This is a genomic window from Dactylosporangium sp. CA-092794 (assembly GCF_050948465.1).
In the GTDB taxonomy this organism is placed as follows: Bacteria; Actinomycetota; Actinomycetes; order Mycobacteriales; family Micromonosporaceae; genus Dactylosporangium.
Genome location: NZ_CP192044.1, coordinates 10,060,090 through 10,084,775 on the forward strand (window position 1 = coordinate 10,060,090; position 24,686 = coordinate 10,084,775).

Annotated in this window: 27 protein-coding genes and 1 pseudogene; 2 read left to right on the forward strand and 26 right to left on the reverse strand. The window is 68.6% G+C overall.

What is annotated here, in order from left to right; translation table 11 throughout:
- Positions 1 to 14: 14 nt before the first annotated feature.
- From hpaE to ACQPXD_RS43170, 17 genes are all read right to left on the reverse strand, one after another.
- On the reverse strand, positions 15 to 1,547 hold the full coding sequence (gene hpaE / locus ACQPXD_RS43090; RefSeq protein WP_432828652.1) for a 5-carboxymethyl-2-hydroxymuconate semialdehyde dehydrogenase: 1,533 nt from the start codon (positions 1,545 to 1,547) through the stop codon (positions 15 to 17).
- Between the two features lie 91 nt (positions 1,548 to 1,638).
- Complete coding sequence (locus tag ACQPXD_RS43095) at positions 1,639 to 2,421, reverse strand: aldo/keto reductase (RefSeq protein ID WP_432828653.1); 783 nt, start codon at positions 2,419 to 2,421, stop codon at positions 1,639 to 1,641.
- 51 nt (positions 2,422 to 2,472) lie between these two features.
- Positions 2,473 to 2,862, reverse strand: a complete 390-nt coding sequence (locus ACQPXD_RS43100; RefSeq protein WP_432828655.1) for a nuclear transport factor 2 family protein — start codon at positions 2,860 to 2,862, stop codon at positions 2,473 to 2,475.
- A gap of 64 nt (positions 2,863 to 2,926) precedes the next feature.
- A complete protein-coding gene (locus ACQPXD_RS43105) occupies positions 2,927 to 3,907 on the reverse strand; it encodes a phosphotriesterase family protein (protein WP_432828657.1) in 981 nt (326 codons plus the stop codon).
- Between the two features lie 21 nt (positions 3,908 to 3,928).
- Positions 3,929 to 4,408, reverse strand: coding sequence for an FCD domain-containing protein (locus ACQPXD_RS43110; RefSeq protein ID WP_432828659.1), 480 nt, complete (start codon positions 4,406 to 4,408; stop codon positions 3,929 to 3,931).
- Positions 4,409 to 4,601: 193 nt separating this feature from the next.
- Complete coding sequence (locus tag ACQPXD_RS43115) at positions 4,602 to 4,808, reverse strand: hypothetical protein (RefSeq protein WP_432828661.1); 207 nt, start codon at positions 4,806 to 4,808, stop codon at positions 4,602 to 4,604.
- 10 nt (positions 4,809 to 4,818) lie between these two features.
- Positions 4,819 to 5,262, reverse strand: a complete 444-nt coding sequence (locus ACQPXD_RS43120; protein ID WP_432828663.1) for a Zn-ribbon domain-containing OB-fold protein — start codon at positions 5,260 to 5,262, stop codon at positions 4,819 to 4,821.
- Positions 5,259 to 6,419 carry a thiolase domain-containing protein gene (locus ACQPXD_RS43125; protein ID WP_432828665.1) on the reverse strand — a complete coding sequence of 387 codons (1,161 nt, stop codon included), beginning with the start codon at positions 6,417 to 6,419 and terminating at the stop codon, positions 5,259 to 5,261. Before ACQPXD_RS43125 ends, ACQPXD_RS43120 begins: the two co-directional genes overlap by 4 nt.
- Entirely contained in the window at positions 6,416 to 7,237 is an 822-nt protein-coding gene (locus ACQPXD_RS43130) for an alpha/beta fold hydrolase (protein WP_432828667.1), read from the reverse strand. The genes ACQPXD_RS43125 and ACQPXD_RS43130 overlap by 4 nt, the downstream gene beginning before the upstream one ends.
- Positions 7,230 to 8,018 (reverse strand): hypothetical protein, encoded by a 789-nt coding sequence (locus ACQPXD_RS43135; RefSeq protein ID WP_432828669.1) that lies wholly within the window; start codon positions 8,016 to 8,018, stop codon positions 7,230 to 7,232. Before ACQPXD_RS43135 ends, ACQPXD_RS43130 begins: the two co-directional genes overlap by 8 nt.
- A complete protein-coding gene (locus ACQPXD_RS43140) occupies positions 8,015 to 8,575 on the reverse strand; it encodes a nuclear transport factor 2 family protein (RefSeq protein WP_432828671.1) in 561 nt (186 codons plus the stop codon). Before ACQPXD_RS43140 ends, ACQPXD_RS43135 begins: the two co-directional genes overlap by 4 nt.
- A 92-nt stretch (positions 8,576 to 8,667) precedes the next feature.
- Positions 8,668 to 9,426 (reverse strand): enoyl-CoA hydratase/isomerase family protein, encoded by a 759-nt coding sequence (locus tag ACQPXD_RS43145; RefSeq protein WP_432828673.1) that lies wholly within the window; start codon positions 9,424 to 9,426, stop codon positions 8,668 to 8,670.
- Positions 9,419 to 10,567 carry a CaiB/BaiF CoA transferase family protein gene (locus ACQPXD_RS43150; protein WP_432828675.1) on the reverse strand — a complete coding sequence of 383 codons (1,149 nt, stop codon included), beginning with the start codon at positions 10,565 to 10,567 and terminating at the stop codon, positions 9,419 to 9,421. Before ACQPXD_RS43150 ends, ACQPXD_RS43145 begins: the two co-directional genes overlap by 8 nt.
- A gap of 543 nt (positions 10,568 to 11,110) precedes the next feature.
- A complete protein-coding gene (locus ACQPXD_RS43155; protein ID WP_432828677.1) occupies positions 11,111 to 12,040 on the reverse strand; it encodes an ABC transporter permease in 930 nt (309 codons plus the stop codon).
- Entirely contained in the window at positions 12,037 to 12,981 is a 945-nt protein-coding gene (locus ACQPXD_RS43160; RefSeq protein WP_432828679.1) for an ABC transporter permease, read from the reverse strand. Before ACQPXD_RS43160 ends, ACQPXD_RS43155 begins: the two co-directional genes overlap by 4 nt.
- Before the next feature lie 143 nt (positions 12,982 to 13,124).
- Positions 13,125 to 14,759 (reverse strand): ABC transporter substrate-binding protein, encoded by a 1,635-nt coding sequence (locus ACQPXD_RS43165; RefSeq protein ID WP_432828681.1) that lies wholly within the window; start codon positions 14,757 to 14,759, stop codon positions 13,125 to 13,127.
- 267 nt (positions 14,760 to 15,026) lie between these two features.
- Positions 15,027 to 15,326: an ABC transporter substrate-binding protein gene (locus ACQPXD_RS43170; RefSeq protein WP_432828683.1), complete on the reverse strand. Its 300-nt coding sequence runs from the start codon at positions 15,324 to 15,326 to the stop codon at positions 15,027 to 15,029.
- 725 nt (positions 15,327 to 16,051) lie between these two features.
- Here ACQPXD_RS43170 and ACQPXD_RS43175 point away from each other — a divergent pair.
- Positions 16,052 to 16,261: a WD40 repeat domain-containing protein gene (locus tag ACQPXD_RS43175; protein WP_432828685.1), complete on the forward strand. Its 210-nt coding sequence runs from the start codon at positions 16,052 to 16,054 to the stop codon at positions 16,259 to 16,261.
- Positions 16,262 to 16,484: 223 nt separating this feature from the next.
- On the opposite strand, the gene ACQPXD_RS43180 is transcribed toward ACQPXD_RS43175, so the two are convergent.
- The 9 genes and pseudogenes from ACQPXD_RS43180 to ACQPXD_RS43220 all read right to left on the reverse strand — a co-directional run bounded on the left by ACQPXD_RS43180 (position 16,485) and on the right by ACQPXD_RS43220 (position 23,723).
- Complete coding sequence (locus ACQPXD_RS43180; protein WP_432828687.1) at positions 16,485 to 17,717, reverse strand: FtsX-like permease family protein; 1,233 nt, start codon at positions 17,715 to 17,717, stop codon at positions 16,485 to 16,487.
- A gap of 113 nt (positions 17,718 to 17,830) precedes the next feature.
- Positions 17,831 to 18,007 (reverse strand): annotated as a pseudogene (locus tag ACQPXD_RS43185) (PadR family transcriptional regulator); the annotation flags it as partial.
- A 188-nt stretch (positions 18,008 to 18,195) separates the two neighbouring features.
- Entirely contained in the window at positions 18,196 to 18,600 is a 405-nt protein-coding gene (locus ACQPXD_RS43190) for a MarR family winged helix-turn-helix transcriptional regulator (RefSeq protein WP_432828689.1), read from the reverse strand.
- Between the two features lie 23 nt (positions 18,601 to 18,623).
- Complete coding sequence (locus tag ACQPXD_RS43195; protein WP_432828690.1) at positions 18,624 to 19,046, reverse strand: hypothetical protein; 423 nt, start codon at positions 19,044 to 19,046, stop codon at positions 18,624 to 18,626.
- Between the two features lie 62 nt (positions 19,047 to 19,108).
- On the reverse strand, positions 19,109 to 19,423 hold the full coding sequence (locus ACQPXD_RS43200) for a putative quinol monooxygenase (protein WP_432828692.1): 315 nt from the start codon (positions 19,421 to 19,423) through the stop codon (positions 19,109 to 19,111).
- A gap of 36 nt (positions 19,424 to 19,459) precedes the next feature.
- Complete coding sequence (locus tag ACQPXD_RS43205) at positions 19,460 to 20,593, reverse strand: GDSL-type esterase/lipase family protein (protein WP_432828694.1); 1,134 nt, start codon at positions 20,591 to 20,593, stop codon at positions 19,460 to 19,462.
- 139 nt (positions 20,594 to 20,732) lie between these two features.
- Positions 20,733 to 21,620: a CPBP family glutamic-type intramembrane protease gene (locus ACQPXD_RS43210; protein ID WP_432828696.1), complete on the reverse strand. Its 888-nt coding sequence runs from the start codon at positions 21,618 to 21,620 to the stop codon at positions 20,733 to 20,735.
- Between the two features lie 160 nt (positions 21,621 to 21,780).
- Positions 21,781 to 22,662 carry a cyclase family protein gene (locus ACQPXD_RS43215; RefSeq protein ID WP_432828698.1) on the reverse strand — a complete coding sequence of 294 codons (882 nt, stop codon included), beginning with the start codon at positions 22,660 to 22,662 and terminating at the stop codon, positions 21,781 to 21,783.
- Between the two features lie 200 nt (positions 22,663 to 22,862).
- On the reverse strand, positions 22,863 to 23,723 hold the full coding sequence (locus ACQPXD_RS43220; RefSeq protein ID WP_432828700.1) for an alpha/beta hydrolase: 861 nt from the start codon (positions 23,721 to 23,723) through the stop codon (positions 22,863 to 22,865).
- Positions 23,724 to 24,058: 335 nt separating this feature from the next.
- Between ACQPXD_RS43220 and ACQPXD_RS43225 the strand changes: the two genes are divergently transcribed.
- Entirely contained in the window at positions 24,059 to 24,676 is a 618-nt protein-coding gene (locus ACQPXD_RS43225) for a helix-turn-helix domain-containing protein (RefSeq protein WP_432828702.1), read from the forward strand.
- The last annotated feature ends 10 nt before the right edge of the window (positions 24,677 to 24,686 follow it).

A 24,686-nucleotide genomic window follows, 5' to 3' on the forward strand; every position in this document is an offset into this window, starting at 1 on the left:
GTCCCGGCGTGCGCTCAGGCCGGGCGGGCGCCGAAGCGAGGCACACGCACATCGCCCAGAGCGACGTGCACGATCTTGGACTCGGTGTAGAAGTCGATGCTGTGCGTCCCGCCCTCGTGACCGACGCCGCTCGCCTTGATCCCGCCGAACGGCGTACGCAGGTCGCGGATGTTGTGCGAGTTCAGCCAGACCATGCCGGCCGACACGGCGTCCGCGACACGATGCCCGCGCCGCAGGTCGGTGGTCCAGATGTACGAGGCCAGCCCGTATCGTGTGTCGTTGGCGAGGCGCACCGCCTCGGCCTCGTCGGCGAAGGGCGTGATGCAGACCACCGGGCCGAAGATCTCCTCCTGGAAGATGCGCATCGCCGGCGTGACGTCGGCGAAGACGGTGGCGGCGAGGAAGTTGCCCGACCCGAGGCCGGCCGGGCGGCCGCCGCCGGCCACGAGCCGCGCGCCCTCGGCGATGCCGATTTCGACGTACTCGCTGACCCGCGCGTAGTGCTCGGCATGGACCAGCGCGCCGATCTCGGTCGCGTCCTGGGCTGGGTCCCCGACCCTGATCCGGGCGGCGCGCTCGGCGAAGCGCTCGACGAACCGGTCGTAGATCGTGTGCTCGACGAGGATGCGCGAGCCGGCGGTGCACCGCTCGCCGTTGAGCGAGAAGACGCCGAACAGCGCGCTGTCGAGGGCCGCGTCGAGGTCGGCGTCGGCGAACACCACCACCGGGCTCTTGCCGCCGAGTTCCATCGACAGTCCCTTGAGGTGGTCGGCGGCGCTGCGCATGATGATCTTGCCGGTGGTCGTCTCGCCGGTGAACGAGATCAGCGGCACGTCGGGGTGGGCCACCAGGGCGGCACCGGCCACCTCCCCGATACCGTGGACGATGTTGAACACACCGTCCGGGACGCCGGCGCGCTCCATCAACGAGGGAAGCAGGCTCGCCGACAGCGGTGTCCACTCGGCGGGCTTGAGGACGACGGAGCAGCCTGCGGCCAGCGCCGGGGCCAGCTTCCACGACTCGAGCATGAACGGCGTGTTCCACGGCGTGATCAGCCCGGCCACGCCGACCGGGCGCCGGATGACGTACCCCAGCTGGGAGTCGCCGGTGCGGAACGCGTCCTCGTGCATGCCGGCGATCAGGCCGGCGAAGAAGCGGAAGTTCTCCGCCGCGCGGGCGGCCTGACCTCGGGCCTGCGTGATCGGCAGGCCGGTGTCGAACGTCTCGAAGCCGGCGAGCTGATCCGCCGACGCCTCGATCAGCTCCGCCAAGCGTGTCAGTACCCTGGCCCGCTCGCCTGCCGTGGCGCGCGCCCACGGCCCCTCGGTGAACGCGCGGCGGGCGGCCGCGACCGCCCGGTCGACGTCCGCGGCCGAACCGGCGGCCACCTGCGCGTAAGTGGCGTTGCCGACCGGGTCGCCGAGGGCGAACTTCCCACCGTCGAGGCTGTCGACATGCTTGCCGTCGATGTAGTGCTGGATCAAGGTGGGGACGCCGGCCGGTGGGTTCACCAAATGGTCCTTTTCGGCAGCCACGAACGAACTCATGTACAAAATCATATATGGTTTGTATCGTTGAGGGCAAGCGTGGCGGCTCACCGCGTCGGCGCGTGCCGGGCGACAGGGCCGCATGGTGCCGTCAGACGACCGTGCTCATCACGTCGACGAGCAGCAGTTCGTCGGCGCTGAGCTCGAAGTCCCAGATGTCGATGTTCTCCCGGATGCGTTCTTCCCGCACCGACCGGGGCAGGCAGACGACGTCGTGCTGGATGTGCCAGCGCAGGATAACCTGGGCCGGCGTCACCGAGTGCGCGTTCGCGACCTTCACCAGCGTCGGGTCGTTCAGGTCGGTCAGCCGGATGGCACTGAAGCCCTCCAGGACGATGCCGCGCTCATGCGACTCCTCCATCCGCCGCCGGTCGAACAGCTCCGGCGTCCACTTGATCTGGTTGACCGCCGGCACGATGCCGGTGGCGTCGACGAGCTCGTCGATCTGCGCCGTGCTGTAGTTGCTCACACCGACGGCGCGGACCTTGCCCTCCTCCCGCGCGGCGGTCAGGAACTTCCACAGTGGCACGGACTGCTCCGGCGCCGGCGGTGCGTGGATGAGCCAGAGATCGAGGTAATCGGTGCGTAGCTGCCGGAGGCTGCGCTCGAGGGTCTCCCGCTCGAAGCCGACGCGCCGGGGCGGGATCTTCGAGGTCAGGAAGATCTCCTCGCGGTCGACGCCGCAGTCCGCGAGCGCTTTGCCGATCTCGGCCTCGTTCTGGTAGCCGTACGCGGTGTCGATGTGCCGGTATCCTGCCGCCAGCGCCGCGCGGACCGACCGCCCCACATCCTCGCCGGTCACGTTCCACGTCCCCAGGCCGACCATCGGCAGCGGCTTGCCACCGCCGATGTCGATGCCACGATGTTCGGTCATCAGCCTCGTTCCAAGACTCGCGATGGATTTCGCAGGTGGATCCGGGGTGGGTCAGCTGAGCGCCGCGGCGACCGGGATCGTGTCGGTGACCTGTTCGAACCGGCTGATGCGGCCGTCGGTCACGGTGAACCAGTGCACATACCGGGCCTTGAATGCCTTGCCGGTCGCCTTGTAGGTGCCCGAGTACCAGCCGATCGCGGCGGCGACGTCGCCGTCGCCCACGATCGTGTCGGGAACCGCCTTGAACCCGTCCCATTCCGTGCCGAGTCGCGCGAAGACATGCTCCAGCACCGCCTGCTGGCCGTGATACGTGCCGGCATACGGGAAGCCGGCCGCCTCCGTCCAGACCACGTCGGCCGACAGGGCGGCGAGCGCCCCCGGCACGTCCCCAGCGGCAAGGCCCGCGTACAGCACGCGGACAACGTCCTTCGCGTCGGTCATCGGTCACTCCCCGGGCTCGTTACGTATCTGAAATCATATACGTCGCGATGCCTAGGTCAAGCGCTCAGTACGGCTCGTTCCGGCTGAACACGTCGCGCGGGTTGCGTACCGTCATGCGGTCGATGTCGTCGTCGCCGACGCCCAGTCCCCGCAGCGCGGGCAGCACCACGGTCGGTATGTAGGTGTGTGAGCAGTTCGGCCACAGCCGCTTCCGGGTGTCCGGCTCCAGCGTGTCCGAGTAGCACGGCGCGTCGTGGGATAGCAGCATCCGCCCGGCGTATCCGCGCCTGACGAGCTCGGCCACCACCTCCAGCCGCCGTTCGGGCGCCAGCCGCGCGTCGTAGCCGAAGCGGTCCATGCCGATGTAGGAACCCGCGTCCATCAGCTCGGTGAGGTACGCGAGGTCCGTCGAGTCACCGCAGTGGCCGATCACCACGCGGCTCAGGTCCACGCCCTCGGCCCGGAACAACGCCTGCTGGTCGCGGCCGCCGAAACTCGCCGCATCGGTGTGCGTGCTGATCGGCACGCCGGTGCGCCGGTGCGCGCGGGCCGCGGCGCGTAGCATGTGTGTCACGTCGGGGGTCAGGCCCGCGACGTCGGTGCCGCACTTGATGATACCGGCGCGGATCCCCGTCCCGGCGATGCCTTCCAGGATCTCGCGGACCAGGAAAGCCTCGACCGGATCGGGGCCACCGTTGACGGTTTGCGGGCCACGGGCGGCGAAGAAGCGGGGCAATCGCTCGAAGGCGTAGATCCCGGTCGCCACCACGACGTTCATGCCGGTACCTTCGGCGATCCGGCGCACCCGCTCGACGTTGCGGCCCATTCCGAACGCGGTCAGGTCGACGATGGTGTCGACGCCGGCCACCCTGGTCGCGATCAGGCTCGCCGTGGCCGCGGGGATCTCGACCTCGTCACGCCAGCGGCCGAGCCGGTTCACCTCGACCTCGGCGTCGAGCAGGACGACGTGCTCGTGCATGAGCGTCAGGCCGAGCGCGTCGATCCGCACCTCGCCGGACACCGTGGCGACCGTGCGCGTCGTCATCCGCGCTCCGACCCGCAGTTCCTACGGCTCGGCGATCCGGTCCGGGAAGAGCGGGCCCGGGTCGTCGATGAAGTCCCCGATCCGCGATCCGACGTCGTCGAGGATGGTGCGGACGGTCCGTAGCCGGTGCGCGCGGCAGCGGCTCGCGATCTCCGCCGCGGGGATGGGCCCGGCCTCGATGAGGTCGAAGAGGACGTCATGCTCGCGGACCGACTGGCGGGCCGCGGCCATGGAGAAGACCGGGTGGACCTTCGCGATGGCGCGGATCTGGGCCGCGTGGCTGCGCACCAGTTCGAGCAGGTGCCTGTTGGGGCACCGGGAGTAGAGCACTTCATGCAGTTCGTGTCCTAATTCTCCGTATCGCTCCCCGTTTCCGGCAATGACACATTCGGACATCTCGGCATTGAGTCTGCGAGCGATGGCGAGGTCCTCATCGGTCAGCAACGGAACGCTCAGCGCCGTGGCGTTCTCCTCCAGCACGGCCAGTGCCTCCACTGCCATGTCGGTCAAAATCATCCGCCCTCCATAGCCTCGCCGCAGACACGCTCAGGGTGGCCGGCGCAGCAACATGACGGACCGCGTCGCCGGTTACGCCCGTGTCACCGTGATACTAAGAGCGTGTTACGTGCGAGGCCAGTGCCTCCGTGTCACGACACGGCCGTCCCGCACGGCGAGGTACGGTTCGGGCGGGGCATCACCGGCGCCACTCCGGCTCCCGCCGGCCCTCGCGCGCGTCCATCCGCACGCGAAAGTAGTCACCGATCGTATGCAACGCAAGCACGGTTGCGAACATGATCGAGGCACGGGATACTGGTGTGCCACGGCGCGGGTCAGGGGCCCTCCGCCTTGCGCGCGGGGCGGCGAGCGCGTATTTCGCGGTGGCGATGCCGGTCGCGTTCATCCGGACCCACCTAACCGGCCGGCCGGAACCGGTACAGCGCCGTGCCGTCCGCGGTGGGCACGAAGGTGACCTCGACCGGCATGCCGATCCGGACCGCCTCGGGCGAGCAACCGACAATGTTGGTGAAGATCCGCGGGCCCTCCGCCAGCTCCACACTCGCGACGACGTACGGCACCGCGGTCGTGTAGCCCTCCCGCCGCGACTTGCGCACGACGGTGAAGGTGTAGACCACGCCCTTGCCGCTAGCCTCGAACCACGTCAGTTGCGTGCCGCCGCAGGCCGGGCAGAAGAACCTCGGGTACCACACAACCGTGCCGCAACCCGTGCAGCGCGGTAGCAGCAGGACGCCGCGGGCGGTCGCTGCCCAGAAGGGCTCGTTGTCGGGATCGACCTGCGGCTGCGGCACCGGCAACGGGTCGTTCCCGGACGCCGGCGACGGCTGCGGACCGCTCATGCCGCCGCCCCCAGGATCAGCGTCGCCGCGCTGCTGCGCGTGCCCAACCGCCCACCGGTGCCGTGCACCAGCGCGAGTTCGCAGTCAGGCACCTGTACCGCCCCATGAGCCTCGCCACGCAACTGGCGCACCGCCTCGATGATCTTCGGCATGCCACCCCGGCCACCCGGATGGTTGTTGCACAGGCTGCCACCGTCGGTGTTGATCGGCAGCCGGCCGTGCGGGGCCACCAGCGTGCCGTCGCTGACGAACGCGCCGCCCGCGCCCTTGGCACAGAAGCCGAGATCCTCCAGGGTCTCGACGACGGTGATGGTGAAGGAGTCGTAGATGCCGGCGTAATCGATGTCGCCGGGCGCCACACCGGCCTCCTCGAACGCTGCCGGACCCGACCAGATGGCGCCGGTGTGCGACAGGTCGAGCCGGCCGTTGTCGTTGTACTTGTACCGCTCAGCGTGGCCGAGCAGGGCGACCGTCGCTCGCGGCAGGGTCCGCGCCACTTCCGGGCTGACCAACACGATCGCGCCGCCACCGTCGGTCGTGATACAGCAGTCGAGCCGGTGCAGCGGATCGCTGATCATCGGCGATGACAGCACATCCGCCACCGTGACCGCACCGGGCAGCAGCGCGTTCGGGTTGTGCTGCGCGTGCCACGACGCGGCCACCTTCACCTCGGCGAGCTGCTCGCTGGTCGTGCCGAACTCGTACATGTGGCGCATCGCGACCATGGCGTAGTTGTGCACGGTCTCGGTGATTCCCCAGAGGTTGTCGAAGCTACGCTCCGGCCCCTGGCTGTCGCCGCGCGGCAGCGGGGGGCCGGTCAGCGGCCGGTCGGCCATGGTCACCAACGCGACGTGACACTTGCCGGCGGCCACCGCCATCGCGGCATGCCCGACATGCGACAGGTACGACGAGCCTCCGATCTCGGTGGTGTCCGCATGCGAGCACCGCAGCCCCAGATACTCGATCATCGACAGCGGCCCCACGCCGGGGGCCGAGAAGTCACAGAAGTACGCGTCGACATCGGACAGCGAGAGTCCGGCGTCGGCCAGCGCGCCCAGCGCCACCTCCGCATGCAGCTGCGGCACGGTGCGGTCCGGAATGCGCCGACCCGGGTGCTCGTACGCGCCGGCGATGTGGACCTTCCCGCGCAGGCTCATGGCATCACCGTCTCGCCACGCGCCGACATGTGCTTGACCCAGCCGTCGAACCGCTGCGCGAAGTCCGGCAACTCCTCCATCGGGTAGTGGCCGTACCCCTCGAGCAGTTCGTAGGTGGCGGTCGGGATGCGCTGCGCCGTCTGCCGGATCAGGTGGTGCGGGATGAACGGGTCGTCCTCGCCCGCGACCACGACCACGGGGCAGGTGATGGACGGCAACTGGTCCCACAGGTCCAGACGGCCCTGCGCGGTGCCGTCGGCGAAGGTCACGTGCCAGTCCTCACGGCAGTGCATCAGCGCGATCAACTCAGCCCGGTCGGGCGGGACGAGCCGGCCCGACGACACCAGGCCGCCGTAGTACGTGCGGTCGCGGATGCTCGGCGCGCCGCTGTCCTCCAACACCAGCGGGCGCACCCCATTCGGATGCACGATGCGCGAGTCGGCCGCCGCCATGGCGACCACGCCGGCCAGCCGGGTGTGCGCCTTCACCGCCATGTCCATCACGATCGCGCCGCCGATGGAGCAGCCGATCAGGTACGGACGCGTGGCACCGAACAGGTCGAGCACGCGCAGGGACCAGTCACTGTACATCCCCAGGTCGGCCACCGGCCCATCGGCGGCCGGCTCGGTGCGACCGTGCCCCGGCATGTCCGCGACAATCACCCGGTAGCCCAGCCGCGCGATCTCCGGTGCGGCGTAGCGGTACTGCACGCCGCTCTGCCCAGCGCTGTGCACGCAGAGCACGTCCGGCCCGCCCTCGCCGAAGACTTCCACAAAGGACAGTCGCCCGTCGATGGTCAGGTAGTGAGCCTCATGCATGCAGCACCTCCGCCACCTCGGCGCGCGCCTCATCCAGGATGAGCATGACCGCCTTGATCATTCGTACGTACTGGAAACCATTGCCCCGCACCTTGAAGGAGCCGGTCATGGTCCGGCGGAAGTAATCGTTGGTCGGCACGGTCAGCAGCTCCAGCCAGGTCAGCTCCGGCGCGTCGATGGTGAAGGTCGGTCCGTCCACCGCCTTGCGCGCCACCTCGACGATGGAACCCCGGTAGACGCGGAAGTTCACCTCGTCCGTACCGCAGGAGAAGCCGATGGCCCCATCGAACGGGGTGGTCGTGGAGCGGAACGCCGCGTTGCCGGCGAGCCGCTCGCCGATACGGCGGCCCCAGGCGACCGAGCCGAGTTCGAAGGCGACCCTTGCCCGGTCGTCCTGCCCGGCCAGGTTCACCGACGGTACCCGCCAGCGGGCCCGGCCGCGCTGCACCTCGACACCGGCCGCGTCCACCAGGCGCAGGTCGGTGACGAGACGGGCGGCGTCGCGGCCCTCGGGGCCGTGCCGCACCACCGTCGAGACCAGGTGCACCCGGTCCTCCGGCGTAGCCGCTGACTGTTCGGCCCAGTCCAGCGCGACCAGTTGCGCCCCCCGGCAGGGCACGGCGGCCGACACCAGGCCGAGCACCACTCCCATCCGGGTCGTGCCGTCGGCCGGGCCCAACAGGGTTTCGGCGCCGATCTGCCGCATGCCGACGACGACATCCTCGGCGGCCGCGTCCGGCGGCAGCGGCCGGCCGAGCACGGCCCGCTCGGTCGCCGTCACCGCTGCACCGGCTTCGGGATGGTCAGGCCAGGGTCCTCGGCGTACTCGTCCATGCCGATGAAGAAACGGGTGAACCGCCAGAAGCCGTCCGCCTCCTTGCGCAACCGCGTGTCGTACATCACGGCGGCCTGCAGGATCAGGCCCTGCGCGGCGCGGGTCACCACGCTGTTGGCGTACGCCTTGGCCGTGGTGTCGGTCAGCTCGTCGATGATGATGTTGGTCATGCAGTGCCGCCGCTGGCCGTACATCTCACCGATGCCGGTGGACAGTTGCTTCTCCAGCGCCGCGTAGCCGTAGAACGCGTTGAACGGGGTGGCCGACCCCAGCGACCCCTCGAACTGGATGTCCTCGGTCATGCAGGACAGCACCACGTCGGGCCGGTTCTCGTCGTGCCCCATCGCGAAGCGGTAGAACGCCTCGTGGATCAGCATGCGGTCGCGGATCTGTTCGGGCGGGAACGGCACCGCGCCCAACGGCTTGAGGTCGATCAGCCCCTGTTGGGTGGCCCAGAACTTGGGCGGGAAGTCCGCCTTCGCACTCGCCTGGTCAACTGACATGTCACGCCTTGCCTTTCGCCAGCAGTTCCCGGAACCGCCGCCCGTCCACCAACACACAGATCTGGGCGAGCGTGCGCCGGATCCCGTCCTCGTCACTCATCCATCTCCCCTCCCCCTCGCAGCATCAGGTCCATCTGCTGGTCGCACCAGTCGGTCACCTGGGCCGTGCCTCGGGTGTCCCGACTGGCGCGCAGGAAGCCCATCGCCTGCTCGACCTGCGGACGAGGCGCCGCGACGAAGGGCGCGGCCACCTCCAGCGCGGCCGTCAGCGCCTGTCCGGCCTCCGCCGTGTGGGTCACCAGGCGGGCGGCCACCGCCTCGGCGCTGGTGAATACCGTGCCGGCCACCGCCCAGACGACCGCCACCTCGGCGGGCACCCGGTGCAGCAGGTGTGGCAGCACCGCGTGCGGCAGGTACTGCGACCGGATCTCCGGCAGCCAGAAGCGCGAGTCCACGCCCGCGACGGCGTAGGTCGCCGCGCCGACGAGCGCGAGGCCCATACCGATCGCCCAGCCGTCGATGACCGCGATGACCGGTACCGGCGCAGCCGACAACGCACGGAACAACTGCGCGTGCGGTTGGCTGGCCCAGGGCCGGCTGGCCTCGACGGGATCGAGCCGCTCACTGAGATCCGCGCCGGAGGACAGGTCGCCACCGCGGCCGTACAGCACGATCGCGTGACAGCCGGGGTCTGCCCCCAGCCGGTCGACGGCGTGCCACAGCTGCGCCCCGATGGCTGTGGTCATCGCGTTCTTCTTCTCCGGCCGGCAGATCTCCACGTGGCCGACCGCGGCCTCCAGCCCGACGCGCACCTGGCCGGTGGCGTCGGACACGTTGGGCGACTCAGTCAACGGTCACCCCGGGCCCGGTCGAATCCGCCAGGCCGAGCTCGGCGATGATGGCTTCCGTGTCCTCCCCGGCGTCCGGGGGTGCGATGTCGTACGCCTTGTCGATGACCGGCAGCGGTGAGGCGGGCACGTAGACCGAGTCGACGCCATTGATGTCGGGCACCTGCCGGATCAGCCGGCGGGCCTGGACGTGTGGGTCGGCCACGATGTCCTCGATGCTCAGGATCGGGCTGGCGGCGACGCCCGCCGCCTGCATCGCCGCGGTCGCCTCCGCGACGGTGTGCGCCCGGGTCCAGGTTTCGATCGCCGCGTCCAGCGGTTGCCGGTGCTCCAACCGGGTGTCGACCCCGTTGGAGCCGGTCGAGAAGTACTCCAGGATCCAGGGTTGGCCGATCACCGCGGCGACTCCTTCCCACATCTTCGCGGTCAACGGGGCGAGATACAGGTAGCCGTCGGAGGCTTGGTAGGTGCTGGCGAACGAACCCCGTACCCGGCTGCCGATGCGTTGCGGGCTCTCGTGCCAGTTCAACACCTCCTGGAAGGAGGATGCCTGGAACGACATCAGGCAGTCGAGCATCGCCAGGTCCGTGAACGACCCCTCGCCCGTCAGCGCGCGGCGCTGCAGCCCGAAGGATGTCGCCAGGGCGGCGTACAGGCCGGCGAGGTGGTCGGGGATGAAGATGCCGCCGAGCATCGGCGGCCCGTCCGGCTCGCCCGTCAGGTGCATCAGGCCCGACATCGCCTGGATGACCCCGTCGAACGCCGGGCGGTCCTCGTACGGCGTGTCCCGGCCGAATCCGGTGATGTGTACGTAGACCAGCCGGGGGTTGATCTCACGCAACTCGGAGTACCCGAAGCCGAGCTTGTCCGGTACACCCGCGCCGAAGTTGGTGACCAGCACGTCCGCCGTCGCGACCAGCGCGCGCATGATCTGCCGGCCGCGGTCGGTGCGCAGGTCCAGAATGATGCTGCGTTTGTTGCGGTTGAGCGTGTGGAAGTAGCCGTTGCGCTGGTCGTGGTGCGGTGACTCCACCTTGATGACATCAGCGCCCTGGTCGGCGAGGATCTGGGTGCAGAACGGCCCGGAGATGAAGTGTTCCACGCCAAGGACTCGAATGCCGTCGAGCGCCCCTGGACTGACCATCGCTGACTCCTCCTGACTAGCGACTACGGACGGTGCACCGCTGCGGTCAGCGGGACCAGGCATACGGGCGCTTCGAAAGCCCGCAACACGTTGAGCAGGGGTGTCTCATCTCGGACACGACGTCCCGCACGCCGCGGCCTCCAACGCACGCCGCACCATCTCAACAGATCTGATATTTAGTTATATCTGATTCTGGCGCGCGCTGTCCAGGGTCCACCGCTGGTCAGCGGCTGCCGGCACCGGGCCGGGCGCGGCGCGAAGCGCCGCACCATCCGTACTGACGGCGGAGGCGACGAAGACGCGTCCGCACTGGTCCACAGCGATGTCGTCCGGGTTCGCGGTCTCAACACTGTGGACCATCGGGTCACGGTGAGTCCGAACCCGGCGTGCCGAGGGTCATCAGCAGCTTGCCGTCGGGGCCACCACTCGTTGCGGGGCGGGGCGGTCAAGACACCCCGATGCCCGCGGGCGAAGACCGCCGTTGCGGCGGCGACAGCCCGCGGCCGCCGCCGCGGGGCGCTTCACCGGCTCACGCCGGCCCGGTCACAGCTGGGCCTCCCGCACGTCGAGCCGGACCCGCAACGCGTCGCCGAGGATGTTGAGTGCCAGCACCGTGGCGAACAGCACGACGCACGGAACCAGCACCGGCGCCGGGTACTGCGCGAGGAACGGCTGCGCCGCCGCGATCATCGCGCCCCAACTCGGGGTGGGCGGTGGGATGCCGTGCCCCAGGAAGCTGAGCGATCCTTCGGTGACGATCAAGCTCGGGATCGCCAGCGCCATGTAGGAGATCAGTGGGCTGATGATGTTGGGGAGCACCTCACGGAACATCAGCCGTAGCCTGCTCGCGCCCATCATCTGGGCCGCTATCACGTAGTCGCGGACCAACTGCGTCTTGGCATGGGCCCGGGTGAGCCGGGCGAACGCGGGAACGAAGATCAGCCCGAGGGCCATCGTCAGGGTGAACACCGACGGCCGCAGCGCGAGCACGATCGCCAGCAGCAACAACAACGCCGGGACGGCCAGCACCGCGTTCGTGACAATGTCGACGAGCACCGTCAGCCAGGAGCCGAAGTAGGCGGTCAGGATGCCGAGCAGCGCCCCCACCACGACGGCCAGGGCACAGGCCATCACGCTGATGCCCAGCGAGGCCCGGGCACCGTAGGCGAGCCGGGACAACTCGCTGCGACCGATCCCGTCCAGGCCCAGGAATTCGCGGGTCCAGCCCAGGGGCGCGTTCGGGCTGCCGACGCCGACATCGGGGTCGGCCAGAGGAAGCCACTGCACGACGAGGGCAACGACCACCACCAGCCCGACCCAGACGCCGGCCAGCACCACCAGGGTCTTGCTGCGCCTGCGGGGGCGCCGCGGGGCGACCAGACGGGCGAGCAGCCGGCCGCGGCGGCGGCGGTCGGCCGGATCCAGGGTGACGGCGGGCGGCTCGACGGGGGTGTCGACGGTCGAGCGGGTCACTGCTTCGCCGCCACGCGCGGGTCGATCACTGCGTGGATGAGATCGACAAGGGTGTTGAGCACCAGGTATATCAGAGCGACGAGCACGACCACTCCTTGGATCACGGGAAGGTCCTTGCCGGTCACGGCCTGGCTCACGACCAGGCCGATACCCGGCAGGGAGAAGTAGGTCTCGATCACGATCGAGCCGCCGAGCAGGAAGCCGAACACCAAGGCGCTGATCGTGAACAGCGAGACGCTCGCCGGACGTAGCACGTGCCGAAGCAGGATGTACCGGTCCGGCAATCCGCGGGCGCGGGCGCTGAGCACGAAGTCCTCGCGCAGCACGCCGACGACATCGGCGCGCAGCACCCGCAGGAACAGCGGGGTGACGCCGGCGCACAGCGACAATACCGGCATGGCGGCGAACCGCAGATTCTCGCCGAGGCCCTGTTCGATCGGGCTCCAGCCGTAGGTCGGCAGCAGTTGGTAGCGCGCGGCGAAGATCTCCGAAAGGAACACCGCGGTGACGAAGGAGGGAAGCGAGAAGAACCCCGAGGAGATCGCGGTGACGACGCGGTCGACGATGCCGTCCTCCCTCGCCCCGCAGTACAGCGCCAGGGGGAGCGCGATGAGCAACGAGATCGCCATCGCCAGGATGGCGATCTCGACGCTCACCGAGACGTGCCCGGCGAGCAGGTCCGTCACCTTCTGGTTGTTGTGCACCGAAGTGCCGAGGTCGCCGTGCAGCGCGTTGAGCATCCAGTTCCAGTACCGGACGAGGAACGGCTGGTCGTATCCGTGCTCGTGGTTGAACCGCTCGAGCGCGCCCGGGGCCGACGTGTCGCCGAGCACGAGCGCAGCCGGCGTTCCCGGTATCAGCTCGACCAACCAGGCGACGGCCAGGCTGACCACGACGAGGATTACCACTGCCATACCGATCTTCTGGGCGATGAATCGCACCTGCGCACCTCCGCGCCGTGTCGTCCGCGACGGCGCCGTGCCGTCGCCGGTTTGGCCGGAAACCCGAGCGCCGGGAGTGGCGGCACAGTCCGCACGCGCACCGCGTGCCGCCACTCCCGACTGCCTTGGTCTGTCCGGCTACGTCAGGCCTTGTATCCGAGCGGTCCCCACAGCGGGGCGTTGCCGTAGTTGACCCGGGTGATGTTCACCAGGTCCTTGTTGGCCACGAAGCCGATAAGACCCTGGCCGGCCCAGTAGGCGACGTGGTCCTTGTTGACTTCCTCCTGGATGATCGCGTAGTCCTCTTTCTGCTTCGCGGCATCCGCCTGGGTGTGCAGGTCCTTGAAGGCCGCGTCGACCTTCGGGTTGCTGTAGCCCATGCTGTTCAGGAAGCCGCCGGTGACGTAGTAGTCCTCCAGCTCGGGGATCGGGTTGACCAGGTAAAGCCCGTTCGGCACCATCTGGTAGTTGCCGGCGCGCTGCTGCTTGATGTAGTCGGCGGTGGTCACAGTCTTGATCGTCATCGTAACGTTCTTGTACGCCTTCAGCTGGCTGAAGATCAGCTGGGCACAGATCTGAATCTGCGTCTGGTCGGCCGCGAGGTACTCGAAGACCACCGGCTTGCCCTCGGCCGCGAGCTCGTCGAACAGCTGCTGCGCGCGTTCGCGGTTCTGCTTCGGGTAGTCGTATTTCGTGTCGTAGTAGGGCGAGTTCGGCGCGAACAGGTTCGTCTGCGGCGGGGTGCCGGGCTGGAAGGCGTTGGCGACCGCAGTGCGGTCCAGCGCCAGGTCGATCGCCTCCCGCGCCCGCGGGTCGTTGAACGGCGCACGCTTGTGGCTCATCTGCACGTTGGAGCCGGCGCCGGTCTGGTTGATCAACACGTTCGTGTTCGGCAGGGTCTGGAACATTTTGATCGCGTCACCGCCGTAGGGTGCGGCGATCTGCGCCTGGTTGGCCGCCAGCGCCTGCGACTCCTTCGGGAAGTCGGCCACCGCCTGGAAGGTCAGCTTGTCCAGCCGGGGCTCGTCCTTGGCGAACAGCGCGTAGTTCGGGTTGGGCACCAGCGTGACGGCGTTGGCCCCGTCGATGTTCTGCACCTTGAACGGCCCGGCACCGACCGGCCGGGTGCCGAAGTTGGAGCCCGCGGCGCGGATGGCGGTTGGGGAGCCGATGTAGCTGAAGTCCTCGGTGAAGACGGCGTCGAAGTGCACGTTGGGCGACTGCAGCGTCATGGTGAACGTGGTGGCGTCGACGGCTTTCGGGGTGAGCGACTTGGCATTGGTGAGGAACAGCGAGCCGTTGGTCGGATCGGCGTGGCGCTGCAGGTTGAAGACCACGGCTTCGGCGTCGAATGGCGTGTCGTCGCTGAACTTCAGGCCCGGCGTGAGCTTGCCCGTCCACACCGTGTAGTCGCCGTTCGGCGTCAACGACTGCAGGAAGCCCATCTTGATTTTGTTGGTCGCCGAGTCGAGGTACGTCAGGTTGCCGTAGATGGCGTTCATCGGACCGCCGGTGGTGAAGGCGAAGGCGTTCGCCGCCACCGGGTCGAGGCGTCCGTTCAGGCCGGTCACCAGCATGGTGACCTCGCCGCCCTTCTTGGTGTTTCCGGTCGCCAGTGATGCCGACGAGCTCGGCACGTTGTCCGCGCCGGTACCGGAGCTGGTGCCGCACGCCACCGCCCCGGTGGCAACCACGGCGAGGGCGCTGAACAACGCCACGGCGTGACGCAGCCGGTACGGGTGTCTGATCCGCAAGCCGAGCGTGTGGGGTGTTCGCATCGGGTTCCTCTCGTACGGGAGTGGCTGTACTTGGCCACGTTGGGTACGGACGGCGTTCGTGTAGTTAGTGGTGTCGTCTTCACAAGACCGCAAGACCCGTCAGACGATTGCGACTGGCCCGGCGGCAAGGCCGCCAGCACGCAGACAGCAAACTGTCGGGCGCGATAGGTCACGCCGGACTCGGTCGCCCGCACGTCCTCGGCGGCGGTGCTGGGCAGACCGGTCAGGACATGGCCTCCTCGACGGTGAACCCCGGTCGCAGTTTCCTCAACCGCCCTTGAGCTCGTCGATGACCTTGATCTTGAACTGCTGCGTCAGCGGACCGCAGAACGAACCGGGGGCGGGGTCGGCGATCCGCTGGGAATTGAACATGATGGCCTCCGCGCTCAACGGAGTGCCGTCGCTGAACCTGGTGTCAGGGTTCAGCGTCAACGTGCAGACGGTGACGTCAGCATTCGGCGCGGTCGTCTGCAGCAGATGGTACTGACCCTGCCAGTCTGTCGGGACGACACTGCCCTGGCCTTCGAGTCGCCGGGAGATTCCCGCAGCCTGGGCCATCTCATCCATGTGGGTCCTTCAGCTCACGTGCGGCGTGGACTTGGGTATGCGTCGTGGTGGACAGTTGCTCCTATCAGCACCGACGCGGCGAAGCGCTCCGAACATCAGCGCCTGGCAGGTCGCAGCCCTGGTCGGAGCGCCCCGACCTCCATTTCGAATAGGAGATCATATAAAATCCGCCGGTGTCAAGAATCTGGATGACTCGGATCACACCGGTCTGGCGCCCTGTCGATCCGCCACCCGTCACCTGCCGGTCCATCGGCTGAACGACGGCTCGGCGGGCGTCGGCGCGGGTGGCGAAGATGCGGTGCCGAGTCCGGCCTTGATGCTGGCGAGGAACGACTCGGCGACGGCGTTGTCGTAGCAGGAGACGGCTCGGCCCATCGACGCGCGGAGCCGCGGTTCGGTCAGTTCATGCGGAACTGAGTCGTGTCCACCTCGCCGGCCCTCCGGCCCGGAGACGGTCTGCGCCTGACGCCGGTCGGCACGCGTCGCCGCGTCAATGCGCGCTCGGGTGGCTCCCGACGTGTCGCCGGTTCGTATCGGGCGGGCTCCAGGCGACCGAAAGCACGGTGTCGACCAGCCGCTGAGCGCGCACTCCAGGTGTTCGACGATGTGGGCATCGTCGAACGTGGTTCCGGTGCCCGCTGGGGAGCGTCGTCGGCGACCACCTGACCGCCCTGCGCGCCCGGCCCGCGCCCGCCGCGGCAATGTTCTCGTATACAGTGGTCGGCGTGAATGCATTGCGACTGCGGTGGATCGTTCCGGCGGCAGTGCTCGTCGCCGCCGCTGCGGTGACCGTGTTCACCTGGAGCCCCTGGAGCGCAGGCGTCATTACGGGTGCCACCGCCGGTCCGACGCTGACCGGCCACACCGACATCGTCAATGACGTCGCCTTCAGCCCCGACGGCACGACCCTCGCCAGCGGCAGCGCGGACACCTGAAAATCAGATAGGCAGTCTCCGTCAAACCCGGGGCTTGACAGGAGCCGATCGGCCGTCCTGGCACGGCCGCCAGCGGGACCGGTTGCCTGTCCGGGGCAGGCCAGGTTGTCCGCGCCGGAGAAGCCGCGGTCGACCACGGTGATGACTGCCCTCCCTGTTTGTCACGGGTGTTCCCGCAGATCCTGGTCGAGTGATTCGGTTGCCCTCGTGCGCGCGACTACCGTTACTCGAACCGTAGGCCCTCGGGCCGCATGAGACGGAACAACGGTGGAAGGCTGGCAGCGGCGACCAGGAGGACCACGCCGGCGGCGATGCCGCTGACCGCCCCGATGCTGGCCCAGTCGAGCCGCACGGGGACGGAGACGATCTTCAGCAGGACCGCGCCGACCGCCACGCCGAGGGTGGCGGCGACGAGCAGGCCGAGCACGACCGGTACTGCTGTCTGCCAGAGGATCGACAGGCCCATCGTGCCGCGCCGGGTGCCGAACGCGACGAGCGCGGCCAGGATGCGGCGGCGGTCGCGGAGCTGTTCGATGGTCGCGACCAGCAGGCTCAGGCCGACCAGCAGGAGCACTACGGCGGCGCCGGCATACAGGCCGCGCTGAATGCTGGCGAACGTGGTGTCGGTGCGGGTCGTGCGCAGGATGGACACGTCGACGACGGGGTCGATGCGGGCGCCCGCGTTGCGGATCTGCTCGTCGGCGTCCGGGGCGGCGGTGTTGTATCGCACGAAGGTCATGAACCGCTCGTAGGGCTGCGCCGCCGGCGCCCGCGACGGTGTGACCAGCAGGCCGGCGTATTCCTGCCCGCTGGGGTCGCGGCGGACCGTGGCCTCCTTGACCGGGCCGGGCACCGTCCAAACCGCGTTGTCTTCGCCGATGGTTATCTGTTTCCCGGCGAGACTGGCCAGCGCGGGCGGGGTGCCATCGGGGGTCGCCGGGCTGATCGAGCCGAGGCCGAACACGTCGCCGTCGGCGCAGGAGGTCAGGTCGGCGAGCAGCCGCAGCGTGTCGCAGTCGGCGACGATGACCGCGAACGTCGTGTCGTCGGCGTCGCCGAGGCCGCCGGCGTCGGTGCGCAGCGTGTAGGTGCCGGTGACGATCGGGGTGGCGCGGACGGTGGCGTCGATGTCGACGGCGGTGCGGGCGTGCGAGTCCGCGGTGGCCTGGGTGAGGATGGCGGCCTGGACGCGGGTCACGTCCTGGTCGGTGCCGGTGATGTAGTTGTGCTGGGCGGCGGCGAAGAGCATCTGTAGCGCGATGGTGCCGGCCGCGGCGACGGCGACGGCGTTAACGGCCCGCACGGCGCTGTCGCCCGAGAGCTGGAGACGGCGCAGGGCGAGTTGCCAGGACAGGGAGCCGCCGCCGAGGCGTGCCACGATGCGGTCGAAGATCCAGGGCAGCATCGTGGAGACGCCGATGAGGAGCAGGATGACGCCGCCGCCGACTTGATACACGTTGAACTCGGCGTTCTCGGCTCGGGCTTCTCCGGCTGGGCCAGCCAGCGCTCGACATCGGCGACCCCGGCGTCGGTGATCGCGTAGCGCTTGCGGTCGGGCCCCTCGCCCGACTCGACGCTGTCGACGCTGACCAGGCCGTGCTTGAGCAGCCGGGACAGGGTCGCATAGACCTGCCCGTAGGCGAGCGGGCGATCGGTGCCGAAGCGCTCGTCATAGGCCCGCTTCAGGTCGTAACCGTGGCGGGGCCGGGCCTCGAGCAGCCCGAGGAAAGCCTGACCGATGGACATGCCGAGCACTCGACACGACAGGTATACATGCTGTGTATACCCGTCGTGTATAGCGGTGCGTTGTCTCGCTTACGGTGATTACGATGTCGGACAAGTTCGACGGCCCGGAGTGGTGCGCGGCGGCGTCTGGTGTGGTTGCTGAGGGCCGCAGGCTCGGAAGCTCCGGAGAGGCTACCGATTGTCGTTGGTCACCATCGGGGGTAATTCGGGAGCCGGGCCGCGATCCTGTCCAGCACGAGGGTGAGCGCTTCTCGCTCACTGCGCGTGATGGGCGCGAGTATGTCCTCGTCGACTGCCGCCATCGCCAGGTCGAGTCCGTCGATCAAGGCAACTCCGGCCGGGGTGGCGTAGACCCGTTTGATGCGATCGTTGCCTGCGTCCAGTCGCCGCTCGACAAGGTGTCGTTTCTCGAGCTTCTGCAGCATGCTCGACACGTTGGCCTCGCCGCGGCGTACCTCTCGTGCGATGTCTCGTTGGATCGATCCGGGGTTGTCCCGCAGGTAGCCGAGGATGAAGCCTTGCTCGAGGCTGATATCGCGTTCGCGGATCCATTTCTCGCCGGCTCGCATCTGGGCGGTGATGATCTGCCGCATGAGTTCGAAACTGCGATCGCGTTCTAGGTCCATGGTCTCCGTGAGCCCTCGCCGAAAGTGATGCTGTTTTCCGGCCAGGTTGCCGGCGTTGGGTTGTCAGACGGTCTTGCCTGCACCGTTCGCGGTACCGACGAACGCCCGCCTGTGCACCTTCGGGCGTCCGCCTGGGCCGCGAGGATGGCCCGATCCCTGGTTCGAGGACGATCGTATAGGTTCTGCACTGTCCAGCCGGCGTCGCCCAGCAGTCCCGTCCAGCTCTCGCGGGACATGATGGCGTGCAGCGGGCTGGTGCCGCCGAACATGATCCGGTCGGCCGTTGAGAGCACCAGGTTCGAGTCGACCCCGGCGGGGTGCACCTCGACGGTGAGCCCCAGGGTGCTTCCCGTCGCGGCTCGGCCGGACAGGGCGGCGAACAGCCGCGCCACTTCGTTCGCGCTGAGGAACAAAGCGACGTGCTCGGCGAGCAGGAGCGGCGGCGTCCGGGATCCGCGATCGTCGCGCTGAGGCTTCAGCTGGAGGAGACGATGTGGACGGACTCTCGCACACCCCAGTCCTCCACGTGGTCGGCGACGAGGTCGACGACCCTCTGGTGGCCCTTGTCGAGGTCGGGGTTGGAGTAGTGACGGTTGAAGGAATCGTCGTCGCGGTAGAACTCGAACGCCCACATGATGTCGGGGTCCTCGTCCGAGCGGCTGAGCACCCAGTCCACCGGGCCGTCCGGGTCGCCGTTGAAGTGCAGCTCGTTGCAGACCTTGAACAGTTCGTCGCCCATGCCAGGCTTCGCCTTGAGCCTGAGCACCATGCCTGGCTGCTGCTCTTTCACCTGAATCTCCTGTTGGCTCGTACTTGTATTCGAGTCCTATTCGTCGGTGACGCCGTAGCGGCGGGCGACGAGGTCCGCCATGGCACGCGCGAGAAGCTCTTCGCCGGCCTCGTTGGGGTGCAGGTGATCGCCCGAGTCGAGCGCCGTGGACAGCCGCTCGGGTTTCGTTGCGGAGCGCACGGCTTTGTCGAAGTCGACCACGTTCGGAGCCGAGGACCTGATCCAATCGTTCACGGCCGCCCTGATCTGCTCGCGGCTGCTGTCGTACCCCTCGGCGGGGAGAAACGGCGTGATGGTCGCGATCGTCGCGCCCAGCCCCGCAGCGGCGGCCCGCTCGATGAGCTGCTCGTAGGCGTCGATCAGTTGTTCCCGTGAGGGCAGCTCGGAAATGGGGGCCACCGCACCCGGAAGGCCCAGATCATTCGTGCCCAGCGCGATGACGACGTCGGTTGCTCCGGCGGTGCCCAGCACGTCTTCCTCGAAGCGTGACAAGCCCGACAGGCCGAAGGAGGCGATCGACGGATCAGGATCGATACGGAGCCGGTTCCCGGCGATGCCTCTGTTCACGATGGACACCTCGACACGACCCGCGAGCAGCGCGGCGGCGGCCTCCGGCCAGCCGCCGGCGGTGATCGAATCGCCCAGACACACCATGACCGCTTCGGCCGGACGTCCGGACACGTCCAGGCTTCGCAGGAACGGCACGGGAATCGGCATTTCGCTCCCGTCCGGCGCTGGAATCGTCGGCGTCTCGATCGCCGGGAAGCCCTGCGACCCGGCATGGTTTCCAGGGGTGGACACCTCTACCGGAGTGCGCGCGAAGTTTCCGGCCGAGTGCAACGTTTCCTCGGGGAGATACACATCGACCTGCACCTCGTCGCCGCGATCCACGGTCAGGGCCACCGGATCCGTGCGACGAGTCTCCCCGGCCGGGATCGTGACATCGGCGTGCCCTGCGAACAGCGCGACCGCATGGCCCCCGCCGGCGGCGACGGCGCAGGCCCCGATCTTCACAGGGGCATCCCCGAACCGATTGCTCAGCTCCAGCCGAACACGATCCCCGCTCAACGCCGTCACGACGCGCGCTCGGAACGTGGTGTTCGAGAACGAGTTCTTGAAGCTCCGGACGTCCGCGACGGCCTGCGCCCAACCCGTCTGCCACTGATCCATGATCCGTCCTTTCCTGCCGCCCACCAGACGACGACCATGTCGACGACGGTAACACTTTTGCAGCGAAGTATCTAGTGACGAAGCATCCGGCAGCGAAGTGTCCGCGAGGCGCCGGCCGCGGCGGCCTGCTTGGTGCGGCTCAGCTTGTTCGGGGGGCCGCCGGCTCGGGGGCATCCGCCGGCAGCATGAGGGGCGTGCCCGGCGATCGCAGTTTCGTCCATCGGCCCCGGGATGCCAGCGTCGCGGCGACGACGGCGACGATCGCGACGAGCATGCCGCCTTCGCCGAGCCATACGCGTGCGCCGTCGCCGGTCGTGGCGGGGTCGAATGCGCTCTGGATGATGCTGTTCCAGGCGGCGTGCAGGACGATCGCGGGCCAGATGCTGCCGGTTTCGAGGCGGACGCGGGCGATCACGTAGGCGGAGGAGATGGTGGTCATGGCGAAGCCGGCCAGCCCCATGATCTTGGATCCGCCGCTGTTCACCACGTAGGAGCCCGTGATGATCAGCGGCGCGTGCCAGAGGGCCCAGATCACTCCGCTGGCCAGCACCGGGCGGGGGACGCCGGCCTCGATGAGCCGGGTCAGCATGTAGCCGCGCCAGCCGATCTCCTCGCCGGTCGTGGAGATGCAGGCGACCGCCGTGGTCACGGTCGCCCCGAGGAGCAGGCCGGTGAGGAAGCCGTTGGGGGGTGACGTGTATTCGGCCAGCCCGGTGGCCCAGGCGATGCCGTAGGCGACCAGCCCGATCGCGATCGGATACGCGATCGCGGCGAGGAGGATCGCGAGGGTACGCCGCCCGCCGAACCGGAACGACACGTCGCGGAATCCTTCGTGCAGGACGAGCCGGCAGATCACCGAGGCGAGCGCGACCGACCACATCAGCCCGAGGAACCATCGGGTGTCGCCGGTCTTGACGACGACGGCGACGAAGATGAGGTTGAAGATCGCCACCAGGGAGAGAAACAGCAGCAGTCCGCGCCGGGCCTTGGCCCGGCGTTCGTGTGTGGTGTCCATCGCAGTGGTCATGACAGTCCTCCTGAGTCGCGTCCGGCGGCCATGGTGTTGCCGCTGCGGGACTGATGGGGGTCGAGTCTCATGGGGCCCGAGACGTGGTTGATCCCGGGGCTTTGACAGATGGCCATTTAGTACCATCAATGGCTTTCGGGATGGGCCGGCCAGCGAGGAGCTAGAAGATGGCCAACGGATTGACAGGCAGTCCCGTCATGCCGAAGATGCGTGGCGTGGCGGCCACGAACAGAAACGTGTGGCGCCCCTGCCGGGCGCACATGTCGGCCAGCGCGCTGGGGTCGGCGCCGTCGATCAGCGGGATGCCCAGGCGGCCCAGTGCGAGCATGTGCAACGCGCCTGGTATGTGTCCTTTGATCGGGGGGCGGGCGTCTCCGATGTCCCCGGCGTAGATCGCGATCTCGTGGTCGGACATCCAGCGGACCGCGTCCTCGGTGATGCCGGGCAAGGGGCGGTCGCGTTCGGTGACCCAGTCCCAGCCGCCGCGGACGATGAGTGCGTCTCCCGACTGCACGGAAACGCCTTCCCGTGCCGCTGCCGCATCCAGGTCCGCGGCGGTCACCGGATACGCCGCCGGCAGACGGCCGCCCGGGGCGAGGTCGAGCAGGACGCCACGGGTGAGGATGCCATCGGCGTACGCGTCGGTCGCGCCGTGGCGTACACCCGCCGGACCGGAGCTGTCGGCCTGCGGGACGCCCGGGTAGACGTGCCCGTCGAGAACCATGTGCGCCATGGCGTCCAGGTGTGTGACCTCCGGGTGGTGCGTGGTGATGACCATGAGTTCTGCCATGGCGACCGGCGGATTGCCGGTGAACATCATGGCGGTCTGCACGGCCGTCGAGGACGCCTGCGTGGGCGCCATGGGACCGGGGATCAACGCAGCGGGGCGAGTGGTCCGCGCGATCGACACCGATACGCCGGTGCGGGCCTCAGCGACACCGCGCACCCGGGCTCGGGCTGTGATGAAGTTGATCGCGCCGAGCTCGTCCGAGTCGCCCCAGCGTCCCCAGTTCGTGGGAAATGATGCCCCCGTGTCGTTCAACGTCTTCTCCTGATGTCCATGCTGTGCAAGTCGGATAGATGGCGGAGCCGCCCGCAAGGGCTCACGGCCCGGGGCCGTCGTGTCGTCGAACGGGCGAGCCGTGAACCGTGCGGACCTGCGCTGCCGGCGCTTGGTCACCGCCGGCATGTGGGGTGCCGGCCGATCAGTGGGCGCGGCGGGGCGAGGTGCTCAGGCCTGTTCTAGACGTGGGTGTGTTCGGCGAGGAACGCCAGGACGATGTCGGCGACCTGCTGCGGGTATTCGGCGTGGGGGTAGTGGCCCGCGTTCGCGATCATCTGGTAGCGGCCCAGCCCGGCCGGTAGCCGGCCGACGATCCCGGCGGCCTCGGCCTCGGGGTCCGGGAAGTCCGAGTCCTCGCGGCCCATCACCACCAGCGCCGGGCATCGGACGTCGGCCAGCTGCGCGGCGGCCTGCTTCAGGGTCGCCGACGAGCTCACCATCCGCTGTGCCGCCTTCACCCGGCCGGGTTCACGCAGGTTCGCTTGCAGCGCCGCCAGCCAGGCGTCCCAGTCGGCCGGCTTACGCCCCGGGTATGCCATGTCGAGGTACTTCGACCAGGTCTTGACACTTCCGGTGAGGGCGAACCACCCCAGCAGGAGCGCACCACGGCGGTACCGGCCATCCCGCACAAACGCGGCCACGCTGTAGCTCGGGGGGCGGGTGAAGGGGTCGATCTCCACGACCGCGCTGACCAGATCAGGGTTCGTCGCCGCCGCGATCGTCACCGCCCCGCCCGAGAAGGACTGACCCACCAGCACCGCCGGGCCACCCAGCACGCGGACGACCTCGACCAGGTCACCGGCGGTGTCCGCGTGGCTGTACGAGCCGAAGCCGGTGCTGGACTCACCGTGCCCCCGCAGATCGACACTGGCGACGCGGTAGCCGGCCCGGGCGATCAGCGGCGCCAGGAAACGGTAGGAACTGCGGGTGTCAGCCATGCCGGGAGACAGCACCACCAGCGGCCCATCCCCGATCACCTCGTAGGCGACGCGCCCACCCGAGACGTCCACATAGGCCGTGTTGTTGAGGGTGTTGGTCATGATCTTTTCCTCTCGATGTCGACTCGGCACTCGGCCGGATGGCCGAGTGGTTCAGCTGCGTACATGCATCGATGGCGCGGGGCGGGACCGCCCTGGTGGACCCGCACGGGGAGGCTGGTGGCCGCCCGCACGACCACCCTCTGCCTGGCCTGAAATCTAAGATTGAACCAAGGTCCTATACTGATCTGAAGTACGATGTAGAACCTCGATCTAGACTTGGACTGAAGTCCAACGTTGGATTGAAGGTAGGGTACGAGTTCCGGCAGCGTCAAGAGCGATGCACAGAAATGGGTGAGTGACTTTTGGGGACACCGTCTTCCGACCCCGGCCCCGACGTGAAGACCGCTGACCGCCGCACACGCGGACGGCAACGACGGCGCGACGCGCTCTACGCCACGGCGGTCGACCTGTTCGTCGAACGGGGCTTCGACAGCACGACGATGGACGACATCGCCGAGCGCGCCGACGTCGCGCGCGCCACGGTCTTCAATCACTTCCCGCGCAAGGCCGCCTTCCTCGACGAGTGGGCCACCCGGCGACGCAAGCGCGCGTCAGCGGCGGCCCACGCCGACGACCTCGAAGGTGCGCCACTGCGAAACGTGCTCACCCGCTACTTCACGGAGCTCTGCCAGATCAGCCAGACCAGCGCCGCGAGCCGACTCGAGACGGTTGCGCTCATGAGCGCCGCCGTGCACTCGATCAACGTGCTCGCCCGTTCGGAGCTCGTCACGGAGATCAGCCAATTCGTGGACCGCGCTCGCGCCCGCGGCGAGATCGCCGCGCGGATCGCCCCGATGCGCGTCGGGAGGCTGCTGGTCGCGTCCTACGTCGCCGTGCTGACCGCGTGGATCAGCGCGGAACCCGCTCCGTTCGACCTGGCCGAGGAAATGGTTGCGACGCTGGACCTCCAGCTCAGGGGCATCATGCCGCCGCCAGGTCCGCCCCAACGCTGACCGCCAACGC

Bases quoted from the DNA above. Each gene is read 5' to 3' on its own strand.
- ACQPXD_RS43220 (WP_432828700.1), bottom strand. From the start codon at position 23,723: ATGACCAACACCCTCAACAACACGGCCTATGTGGACGTCTCGGGTGGG.
- ACQPXD_RS43100 (WP_432828655.1), bottom strand. From the start codon at position 2,862: ATGACCGACGCGAAGGACGTTGTCCGCGTGCTGTACGCGGGCCTTGCC.
- ACQPXD_RS43095 (WP_432828653.1), bottom strand. From the start codon at position 2,421: ATGACCGAACATCGTGGCATCGACATCGGCGGTGGCAAGCCGCTGCCG.
- ACQPXD_RS43140 (WP_432828671.1), bottom strand. From the start codon at position 8,575: ATGTCAGTTGACCAGGCGAGTGCGAAGGCGGACTTCCCGCCCAAGTTC.
- ACQPXD_RS43190 (WP_432828689.1), bottom strand. From the start codon at position 18,600: ATGCGGCAGATCATCACCGCCCAGATGCGAGCCGGCGAGAAATGGATC.
- ACQPXD_RS43120 (WP_432828663.1), bottom strand. From the start codon at position 5,262: ATGAGCGGTCCGCAGCCGTCGCCGGCGTCCGGGAACGACCCGTTGCCG.
- ACQPXD_RS43165 (WP_432828681.1), bottom strand. From the start codon at position 14,759: ATGCGAACACCCCACACGCTCGGCTTGCGGATCAGACACCCGTACCGG.
- ACQPXD_RS43205 (WP_432828694.1), bottom strand. From the start codon at position 20,593: ATGGATCAGTGGCAGACGGGTTGGGCGCAGGCCGTCGCGGACGTCCGG.
- ACQPXD_RS43110 (WP_432828659.1), bottom strand. From the start codon at position 4,408: ATGGCAGTGGAGGCACTGGCCGTGCTGGAGGAGAACGCCACGGCGCTG.
- ACQPXD_RS43115 (WP_432828661.1), bottom strand. From the start codon at position 4,808: ATGAACGCGACCGGCATCGCCACCGCGAAATACGCGCTCGCCGCCCCG.
- ACQPXD_RS43170 (WP_432828683.1), bottom strand. From the start codon at position 15,326: ATGGATGAGATGGCCCAGGCTGCGGGAATCTCCCGGCGACTCGAAGGC.
- ACQPXD_RS43210 (WP_432828696.1), bottom strand. From the start codon at position 21,620: ATGACCACTGCGATGGACACCACACACGAACGCCGGGCCAAGGCCCGG.
- ACQPXD_RS43130 (WP_432828667.1), bottom strand. From the start codon at position 7,237: ATGCATGAGGCTCACTACCTGACCATCGACGGGCGACTGTCCTTTGTG.
- hpaE (WP_432828652.1), bottom strand. From the start codon at position 1,547: ATGAGTTCGTTCGTGGCTGCCGAAAAGGACCATTTGGTGAACCCACCG.
- ACQPXD_RS43150 (WP_432828675.1), bottom strand. From the start codon at position 10,567: ATGGTCAGTCCAGGGGCGCTCGACGGCATTCGAGTCCTTGGCGTGGAA.
- ACQPXD_RS43105 (WP_432828657.1), bottom strand. From the start codon at position 3,907: ATGACGACGCGCACGGTCGCCACGGTGTCCGGCGAGGTGCGGATCGAC.
- ACQPXD_RS43125 (WP_432828665.1), bottom strand. From the start codon at position 6,419: ATGAGCCTGCGCGGGAAGGTCCACATCGCCGGCGCGTACGAGCACCCG.